7 protein-coding genes and 1 pseudogene are annotated in these 9,260 nt (G+C 59.0%); 2 read left to right on the forward strand and 6 right to left on the reverse strand.

The features are described 5' to 3' along the window. Positions 1-264 precede the first annotated feature (264 nt). Positions 265-963, forward strand: a complete 699-nt coding sequence (locus QS713_RS06820; RefSeq protein ID WP_313273660.1) for a recombinase zinc ribbon domain-containing protein — start codon at positions 265-267, stop codon at positions 961-963. On the opposite strand, the gene QS713_RS06825 is transcribed toward QS713_RS06820, so the two are convergent. The 6 genes from QS713_RS06825 to QS713_RS06850 are packed head-to-tail and all read right to left on the reverse strand — an operon-like array spanning position 947 to position 8,471. Continuing rightward, the gene (locus QS713_RS06825; RefSeq protein WP_313273662.1) at positions 947-3,532 is read right to left on the reverse strand and encodes a DEAD/DEAH box helicase; all 2,586 of its coding nucleotides are present in this window, start codon (positions 3,530-3,532) and stop codon (positions 947-949) included. The genes QS713_RS06820 and QS713_RS06825 overlap by 17 nt on opposite strands. After that, positions 3,532-5,379, reverse strand: a complete 1,848-nt coding sequence (locus QS713_RS06830; protein WP_313273664.1) for a site-specific DNA-methyltransferase — start codon at positions 5,377-5,379, stop codon at positions 3,532-3,534. Before QS713_RS06830 ends, QS713_RS06825 begins: the two co-directional genes overlap by 1 nt. Continuing rightward, a complete protein-coding gene (locus QS713_RS06835) occupies positions 5,380-5,604 on the reverse strand; it encodes a helix-turn-helix domain-containing protein (RefSeq protein WP_313273666.1) in 225 nt (74 codons plus the stop codon). After that, complete coding sequence (locus QS713_RS06840) at positions 5,601-7,127, reverse strand: DUF2326 domain-containing protein (protein WP_313273669.1); 1,527 nt, start codon at positions 7,125-7,127, stop codon at positions 5,601-5,603. Before QS713_RS06840 ends, QS713_RS06835 begins: the two co-directional genes overlap by 4 nt. Beyond that, the gene (locus tag QS713_RS06845; RefSeq protein WP_313273672.1) at positions 7,117-7,344 is read right to left on the reverse strand and encodes an ABC-three component system middle component 7; all 228 of its coding nucleotides are present in this window, start codon (positions 7,342-7,344) and stop codon (positions 7,117-7,119) included. Before QS713_RS06845 ends, QS713_RS06840 begins: the two co-directional genes overlap by 11 nt. Further along, positions 7,341-8,471: an ABC-three component system protein gene (locus QS713_RS06850; RefSeq protein ID WP_313273674.1), complete on the reverse strand. Its 1,131-nt coding sequence runs from the start codon at positions 8,469-8,471 to the stop codon at positions 7,341-7,343. Before QS713_RS06850 ends, QS713_RS06845 begins: the two co-directional genes overlap by 4 nt. Before the next feature lie 583 nt (positions 8,472-9,054). On the opposite strand from QS713_RS06850, the pseudogene QS713_RS06855 reads away from it, so the two are divergent. Further along, a pseudogene (locus QS713_RS06855) lies at positions 9,055-9,260 on the forward strand (sigma-70 family RNA polymerase sigma factor); the annotation flags it as partial.

Genomic DNA, 9,260 nt, shown 5'->3' on the forward strand with positions numbered 1-9,260 from the left:
TAGGTGTACTCGTGTGGCGATTTTGGCTTGTCAAAGTGGGAAAAGATGAATTCTGGAGGTTGGCAATTAGGGCGCTGGTGTGGGCGGAGAGCTTGAGCTATCTCGGTGAAATGATGCGTATTAACATTCGCTACCCCCTATGGGGCAAGTTTGAGAGTAGCGCCGAAAAGTATAGGTAGTGCCAAAAAGTATCGCCGCCAACGACTTGCTATTAGCCCCGATCAGAGCGTGCATGTACGTGACGCAAAGACAGGAGCCGACACCATGCATTACCCCGAACTCGCAGCAGTACAAGCTCGCCTGACCTACCGGCTGACCAGCTTCCTCCTTGAAAATCTCGCCGCCGGGCACACCGTCGAGTGGATGGACGCATTCCGCGCCCAACGCCGCATCGCCGAGACCCTCGGCATCGCAGACCGCGAGTTGCCTTGGCTCGCCACTCGCGTCGACCCGCGCGGCCACAATTCTTTCGGTCGGCGCATGTCCCGCAAAATCGTCTGCGGCGACTGCGGCAGTCCGTTCGGGCACAAGACTTGGCACTCCGGTACCCCGAACCGGGTCGACGTGTGGGAGTGTCCCACGAACTACGTCAAGCGCGGCACGTGCTCTACCAGCCACCTCTACCAGGAAGTGCTGCTGGTGAAAATGGCCGAAGCGTTGCAAGTGCTCGCTGGGCGCAACCGCGTGGCGGTCGACCAGGCCGTGGACAGCCTGCGCGCCATGGGTGCGCTGCGACGTCCATCAACGCTCCACACGGCGATCTACAAGCTCCTGACTGAATCGCCGACGCAGCTTGCATTCCACATCCCGGACTTCCTTGCCGTGCTGGAGGGCGGGTGCATGCTCACCGATGGCAGGCTCGGTTTCGTGTTCATCACCGGCGAGGCCGTCACTCTCGACCTCCCGCAACGCTGGAGCCCCGTGATGCGCCCAGGCGAACTCGCAGCTACAGGGCGTTGCTGACCGGGCTGGCGAAGGCTTTCAGGTCTCCCCACGAGTCGGCACGGGCGGTGTCTTGCTCGTAGGCGATCAGGTAGCCCCAGTGCTGACCGGCGTAGGCATCCTCAGCAACCAACCGGCGCACCAACGCCTCGGCAGCCTTACGCTTGGCCTGGACCCTGGCGTCATCGCGGCCGCGCTCGTCCTTGCCCTCGATGATCCAATGCACCCCGTTGGTGTCCAAGGCCACGAAGTCGGGGAAGTAGCGGTCTTTCGCGTTGTAGTACACGAACGCGCCGTCTTGCGGATGCAGGCGATGCCACCACTCGATGCCAGGCGAAGTGTTGAGCAGGCGAGCAAGTTGGTATTCGCCGGTGAAGGAGTCGAAGGATTCCTCAGCGAACAGCGACTTGAACCAGCCGCCGTAGACCCGGCCTCGCACGAACTGGTCACGACTCTCGATCTGGTCATGCACTTGCTCTCCGAGCGGGAGCGTATAGCCGGCGCCTGGCATCGACTTGGGGTGTATGGTCGGCACCTCGCGGGTGGCCCGCAGCGTCTCGGTCGTGTAGTTCTTGATCAACCCGAGCAGTTCGGCGCGGGCAGAGTCGAGGGACTTGACGGTCCAACCGGTGAATGTCACGGCGCGCATGAACTTTGGCACCAGGAACGTGGCGACGTAGCGGGCGGTTTGCTCGGTCTTAGGTACCAGCGACATGTTGACCACCAGCTTGACCAGAGCATCCTGCGCGTCATCGTCATCAACGTGGACGGAGTCGACTTCGGCACTTTCCCTATCCTCAGCGCGTAGCTTCTTGCCGAGGGCGGCGATGATCTCCTTGCGCAGCAGCACGTCGCCAGCGGATGTCACCCGACGGGCAGCCTGCTCAATCTCAGAGTCACTGATTTCGGACAAGTCGATGGGCGGCTGTTGCACTGTCATCGTCGTCACCGGGAACTGATAGGCCACGTCCGCGAAGCTCGGATTCCGTCCGATCGAAACCAACTCCCACGTGGGCTGATCCTCAGGGTCTGTGATAGTGCGAATGCCAACGCCGGGCAACCCTGTGCCCGAGCGGTCACCGCCGCTAACGGGAACAGCGACCGGCTGCGGAGCCACACCACCGGCGCCCTCACCACTACCGGTGCCCGGTTCAGAACCGGTTGTCGTCGGTGGTTGGTCACCGCAGGTCGTGGCTGTGCCTGTATCCGTGTTGGATTGTTCGGCGGCTTCGCGGATCGCCTCCTCAACCTTGGCCTTGTCAGGCTCGGGGACGGCTTCGTCCAGACCGAACTGCTGGAGCACATTCTCTGCGCTAAGTAGTTCGGTGAAGGACTGGTGAGCGATGATGTCGAGCTGGTCGATCTGCCACACTCCCGTGTACTTGCCGAACGGCAAGCGCAGGCCGCGCCCCATGGTCTGCTGGGTCAGCACCTCCGAGGCCATCGCCCGCAAGGTGACGACGACAGCGATGTTCTTGACGTCCCAGCCTTCTTTGAGCTTGTTCACGCTCACCACAGCGAGCACGGGCGATTCGCGCCGATCAAGCTGGTCGAGACGACGCTGGGTCAACTCGTCCTCGTGTTTGGAATCCACCTGCAATACGGCATCATCCTTGCCGAGGTACTCGGGGGTGCGCAAAAGTTCAGCGACCTGGGTGGCATGCTCCACATCAGAGCAGACCACGAACGCTACCGCGTTTACATGATCACGATTCTGAGAGGCCGCATACGAGTCGTAGTAGGCCTGCTTGAGAGCCCGCAACTGCAACGCATCCCGTAGCTGCTGCTCCTCGGATGCTTCTTCGGTGCCATATCCAGTCTTGCGGAACGCCAACACCGGCGCTTTGACGTACTTGTCTTGGATGGCTCGATACAGCGGGTACTCATAGACGACGTGATCGGCCTTCTTGTCCACCGACGCCGTCAACCCGATCGCCGCAGCTGGGTCGAGTTCCTTTAAGGCCGCGTTGAACGCCACCGCACTCGTGCCGTACAGGTGTGACTCATCGGCGATCACCACCAAATCGTCGAGGTTCTTCAGATAGTCGAAAAGTACTCCAGCGTTCTCATCGAACCGGCGGGGCTTGCGGCGCATCGCATCCTGCGTAGCGCCGTGGGTGTCACCCTCGACCTCCTTCGGCGCGATGAGCTGCTGAATGTTGAAGATGAACGCAAGCATCGGGGTTGCCCGCCCGAACGCGAGCTGGGCGGGGCCGTTCTGGCGGGCGATCCACGCAGAGTAGTCCTGTGGGGTCACCACTTCAGGTGGCACAGCAGACCCCGTGATGTAGCGGGGAGAGCCCGGCGTAAAATTCTGCACGGTCTTGGCCTGCACCGTCTTGCCCGGGGTGACGATGACGACGTTGCCGACCCCTTGACGGCGCAGATACTCCACGAAGGCGGCCATCAGATACGTCTTGCCCACACCGGTGGCGAGGTTGAGCACCTGCATCAAGGCCGGGTCGTAGTCACCGTCCAGAGTGAAGACCAGCTGGCGCAGCGCTTCCTTGTTAGGAGCACGCAGGTCGAACTCAGAGCTGATCGACTCCAGTGTGTCCGAATCAAAACTCACGTTGAGCCTGGTCGTCATTACTGGTCACCACCCTCGTTATAGCGGAACACATCATCCGGCAGAGCAACCACTCGCGACCCCTTCACTGCGCGGCGTAGGTGCTGGCGCACCCCATCCATCACGGTGGTTGCTGCTAGCACGATCGTCTCCCCGGGCTGAATCTGTGGGGCCAGCCAGTCAACGATCTCGACTGTGGCTACGCCCTCCACCACCTTGAGTAGAGCGTTGCCCCGGCGGGCATCGAACACGTAGTCATCATCCGGATGCAGCAGCGTGAACCCAAGATTCGCGGCCACAGACTCAATCAACGTCTCGCCGGTCGCCGCCTCAGTGAGCATCACCCGATCCAAGGCAGGGTCGTAGTCGAAACACGCCGGCGACAAGTGTGCCACCTGGAAGCTGCCACCACCGCGCCAGTTCACCACTTCTTTCGTACGCTTAGTCTTCGCTGCGGCCTTTAGCGCCTTCACTTCGGCGCTCTTCTTCAACTCCGGATCATCCTTAATCAGCTTGTTCAGCACGCGCGTGAACTTGGCTGCGTCATCGGCTGAGACCCCATCCGGCAAGCCGTCTGCTGTTGCATCGATTCGCTCGCCCTTCGTCCGCGTGATCCCGCCCGGGTCTTGGTCATTGACGACCTTCTCCAAGCGCGGCCGCGTGAACGTGTTGAACGTCGACTCCAGCAATTCGCACGTGACCCAACGCCGACCCATCTTCTGCGCCACCGCAGCCGTCGTCCCCGACCCACCAAACACGTCTAGCACGATGTCGCCAGGGTTCGAGCCGATGTGAATGATGCGTTCGAGGAGACGCTCCGGCTTGGGGGTGGAGAACGGCTCGGAATCAGGGAACAGGCGACGCAAGTGGTCACGCTTTGCTTCCTGGTTTGATCCAACCTCTGATGCTGGCCACCAGGTTCGCGGAACCACGCCGCCTTGGACTTCGTTTAAGTAACGCTTAATCACCGGGAGTGAATCCCCGTTCGCGCCGAACCAAATACGTCCCTCTTTCCTTGCAGCTTGAAAGGACGCGGCAGAGAAACGCCAGTATGACCCGGGTGGCGGGACAACTTCACGGCCAGAGGGAAGCTTGATCTGGAACCGGTAATCCTCGGAGCCTGATTTTGCAGTTCCATTGTCACCCTGTCGCCAGGGTCCGCGTGGATCATTATCTGGATTTTGATACCGTTCGATCTGCGCTGTGCTTCGTGGCAGTAGGTTCCGGACGCTCTTAAAGTCGATGGTCGGTGACTTCTTATACACGAGAATCAAATCCTGGGCGGATGAGATATCGGTATCATTGCGCGCACCCTGTGCTTTCTCCCATGCGATAGTCGTCACAAACGAGCCTGGGGAGAACACTTCATCCAGTAAAAGTCGCATTCGGTGCACCTCCACGTCGTCAAGGTGTACCCAAATCGAACCGTCAGCAGATAGCAGCTTCTTCATGTGGAGCAGCCGGTCGCGCATCATGGTCAGCCAGATGGAATGCTCTAGATTGTCTTCATACGATGCGAATGTCTGCGCCGTGTTGAAAGGCGGATCAATGTAGATCAGCTTGACTTTACCCACGTACTTCTTGGCCAGCTCAGGCACGCGGGTGAGGGCTTCGAGGACGTCGCCGGACTCTCCTAAAATAAGTAGATTATCGTCCTGTGGCTCTAGATCGGCCCGCTCGGAGTGGGCGAACTCGCCCGCCTTCGGTGTCTGCGCACCTTGCACATAGTCGTCTAGCACGAGGGTGTGGGTTTCGCAGTAGCGCGGATCCGATGGGTCAACCCACGTGTAGCCGTACTTGCCGGTCTCAGTGGGGATGAGAGCCTTGTCCTTGTTGTACCAGGTGAGTTGGAGACGCTGAGCTGCCATCTAGTCGGTTTCTCCCTTCGTGTCAGTAAGAACAACTTCGCAGATATCGGCGATGTCGCAGTTGAGTGCTTTGCAGATGCGGGATAGGACGTCGGTGGTGACGTTGCCTCCTCGTCCTAGTTTAGCGATGGTCGCTGCAGAGAGCCCCGTGGCGTGGCGGAGGTCTTCGCGGGTCATCTCACGGTCGATGAGGAGTTTCCATAGGGGTTTGAAGGTGATGGTCACGGCGTGTTATCTCTTCCGGTTGTTGTTGCGTCGGTTTCGAGGTTCCAGGTGAAGCCGTAGAGGGCTTCGGTGCCTTCGTCGAGGTGGATGATTTGGTTGTGGGTGACGATTTCTTCGACTCCAGTGCCGTAGGCCTTGGTCGCGTCGAAAGAGAAGAACACCTGCTTAGGTTCGTGTGCTCCGCTTTCTAGTGTGTCGCTGTTAGCGTAGATGGTGAGCAGTTCGCGGACGGGTGCGAAGGCGACGGTTTTGATGATCGCGGAGTCGTGGATGAGGAACGGCAGCGGGGTGCTATTCAGGACGGCGAGGTCGAACACAATCAGGTTCTTTGCTATTGCCCCTGATCCTGTGTCTCCGTTGTGGTCGAAGGTGTGGATTTGCTCTTCGAGTCGGTTGATTTTGGCTTGTACCTCGGCGGACTGGTCGTAGATCTCGTCATCGAACTGCACGGACTGGCCAAGCGCCAGGATTTGCGCCTGCAGGTTATGGATGGCCACCTTCAGCTCGGCGGCTTGAGCCTGGTAGTGACGTTGCTGTTCGTGGAGCTGGTCTTCAAGGATGCCGGTGAGCTGGTGGTGGTAGTACTCGATGATTTCTAAGGATTCACGGTTCGCGTGCGGGAAGAACTCGTAGAACTCTTCAAGGTCACGAGTGGTGATGCGAGTCTTGCCCGACAGCGTGGCCTCGACGATTGCTAGGCGGCTGTTGATCGCATCAAGTTCTTGAACCAGCGGACGCATCTGGGCCCGTTTGAGGGCTTGTTCTTGTCGTGCTTTTTGCTCGGCCTGGAATAGGTCGAGGTCGGCGTGGGTACGTAGCTGTTTGGCTTCACTGCGAGCTTCAAGGAGTTCCTTCTGGGCTGCGTCGCGTTCCTTCTTCGTAGTGAACTTGATGTAGCTGGAGTACTTACCTTTCGCCATCGCGTTAAGAGCGTCGACTTCTTTGCGCACCTGGTCGTACCGGGATTGGATCTTGTCGATCTCCTCGTGCGCGCCGAAGAGCCGAAGTAACGCTTTTGCGCCGTCAATGTCGTTAGCTCGTGCAGCGGCGGCTAAGGGGCGGTCGAGGAGCCCCATGTCGCGTTCATCGACGCGACTGAACCGTCCAACTAGTTCACGCCAGGTGCCGCCGGTATCCTCGAGGCCGTACTCGTCGAGCAGGAACTGTTGATATTCAGCAAGCTCACAGTCCCGATCAGCCTCGTGCCAGTTTGGGTCGTGGTAGCGGGTCACGAACCCGGGTCGGTCGGTGGCGCGTACGAAGTGACGATCTTGGCCGTTCAGTCGGAGGGTGAAGTGAATGGTGTGGTGGCCGACGGCTTGCGGGAATCGTACAGCGTCAGAGTCGAGGAAATTTTTCCCGGCGTAGACGAAATCGATGATTTGCAGCAACGTGGATTTGCCGATTGAGTTGTGTTGTGCCTGGTCGGAACCTTCAACAATTTTCAGCCCGGCGTGCATGGTGATGACCGGGCGCGGTTTGCCGTTGCGGTGGAATGCGGGTGACCAGAGCCTAGTGAGCACGATTGACCACTCCTTCGCTGGCGTTCAAGTCGAGCACCCCGAGAGCGAGCAGGAGGGTGAGTGCGTCGATGAAGTCTTCGGTGCGTAACTTGTCGGCGAGGTGGCTTTGCAGGTCAAGAACCGGCGTAGGCTCTGTGCCGAGTGTTTTGAGGATGGTGACGAAGCCCGCGAGCGCGGTCTCGTTGAACCTGTAGAGCTTGTTGGGAAGCCTGATCATGTCAGGATCGACCTCCTTGGTTTGAACAGTTCACAGATCTGGGTCAAGAACGAGACGACCACCCCGCAGGCGTAATCGTCGATGTTCGTGTGCTGGTCAATCCATGCGGTGAGCCTGGTCCAGATCTCATCTTGGCTCAATCCAGCGTCAGCTAGGACGCGCCAGGCACCCCAAATATCGTCACACATCCGTTCAAAGTCGAGTTTGCCTTCCTCCTGGAGGGCTTTTGCCGTCTCGCGCACTCTGGTTTCGTAGATGCTCATGTGGTCACGGACGCGCCGCACCAGTTTCGTATCGGCGAGCTTGTCTTGCATCGGCATCACGTCGTAGGTGACGTTCGGGGCGAGGTTTTCGACCGGGAGATTGTGGATGGCCATGAGTAGTTCGCCGATTTTGTCGTCCAGGCCGAGCGGAACGAGTCCCTCATCGATCCAGTCGCTCAGTGACCACAGCTGATTTTTCTCCCGAAGCCTAGTCACATCAGCTGGAGTGTGAGAAAGCCCGTATTTCTGGGCACACGGCTTACACAGTGCGGCGAAGTCGTCTGGACCGTGCTCGTCACCGTCAGCGTCGAGGAACATGATCTCGTAGGAGTCGGCCTGGTGGCCGTGCGCTTCTACACGCAGCGGAGTGCCGCATTCGGCGCAGCCGCGCGAACGGGTCAACACGAGTTTCTCGTATCTCACGCGGGCAGCTTGGATAGCGATCTGCGAGAGCACCTGCTGCTTGCCGTGATCCGTGCCGGCTTTCGTGTGAACGATCTCCACGAGCAGACGTGACACGTCGCCCGAGAAATAGTCGAGACGGATCTGCTCGCCATAGGCAGCAATATTGTCCGTGATTAACTGCTGAGTCTCTAATTCCAACTCGTCCAAGACGGTCACGAAGTTGTTGATGCCCCACCGGGCAGTAATCGCTTTCGCCAGCTTCTTCGTGAATGCACTGTCCCTGGACGCCATCGACTCCAACGTCGTGTCAGACGGAAAGAAGGAAGGGTCATTCCGTGTGGTCCATTCGTCTTCGGTAACAACGGTGAACATTGAAATCAACTCACGCAGATAGGGGGCGCGTGGCAGGCTTCTCGGCACGGCAGGCTGCAGCGCATCGGCCAGCTCGAAAAACTTCATCACCCTCCCATCCAAAGAGTCTCACGGTTTCTCACGACAGCCCCTCACGGTTTCTCACAGCACAGTAAACCGCGATTCATAGCCTGAAAGCAGGTATTCGGAGTACATCACGCCGGATCGCGTTCGTGAAGAACTTCTTCACATGTTACCACGGAGGATGGTAACAAGCCTCAGCGACACGAGCACGAACCCAATGCGACGTACTCCGGCGCCGGGGTTGAGTGCCAGCTGCCGCACATACCTACAGTGAGGCTCGGGCGGTCGACAGCGCGGGTCTTACCTAGGAGGTTCGGCCACGCTCGTGGTCGGGGTTCCTGCAGCGCCGAGCTGTGATCGAGCACGGTGGTTAACCGTTCATCGGGAGATCTGTTCGAGGCCCGTCGGCGGGCATCTATTCGTAGGTGCCCGCTTTCGCTGTTACTTGAACGCCTTCTCCCGTTGGCAGGCACAACTTCACATCTCGAACGGGTCTCCCTTCATTTTTGAAGGGAGACCATCGTGGCGCTACATCTACTTTTCAACCACACCCCGCCCATACACCACCCGATGCAAGGTCGACTCGAATCGACGCGAGCATTAGTTCATGTACGTCCCGTCCGCGAAAGGATGGGCCCGGATTAAAGTGCTTGATTTGCCTGAACCCGACGAAGCATTCAAGGAAGATAGCCCTAATGCTTATGCGGCTAGTGTCGAGCGGGCGAAGAAGCTGCGCGAGCAGATCCTCGACCCTGACTACCAAGCCGACTGGAAGATCGCATGGGCGCAGGACGCCTACAAGCGTTTCCGTGA

The sequence above is a fragment of the Gleimia hominis genome (assembly GCF_032085515.1).
Lineage (GTDB): Bacteria > Actinomycetota > Actinomycetes > Actinomycetales > Actinomycetaceae > Gleimia > Gleimia hominis.

What these genes read in the sequence shown, in the direction of transcription:
- QS713_RS06850 (WP_313273674.1), bottom strand. Translation starts at nt 8,471, where the DNA reads ATGAAGTTTTTCGAGCTGGCCGATGCGCTGCAGCCTGCCGTGCCGAGA.
- QS713_RS06820 (WP_313273660.1), top strand. Translation starts at nt 265, where the DNA reads ATGCATTACCCCGAACTCGCAGCAGTACAAGCTCGCCTGACCTACCGG.
- QS713_RS06845 (WP_313273672.1), bottom strand. Translation starts at nt 7,344, where the DNA reads ATGATCAGGCTTCCCAACAAGCTCTACAGGTTCAACGAGACCGCGCTC.
- QS713_RS06830 (WP_313273664.1), bottom strand. Translation starts at nt 5,379, where the DNA reads ATGGCAGCTCAGCGTCTCCAACTCACCTGGTACAACAAGGACAAGGCT.
- QS713_RS06825 (WP_313273662.1), bottom strand. Translation starts at nt 3,532, where the DNA reads ATGACGACCAGGCTCAACGTGAGTTTTGATTCGGACACACTGGAGTCG.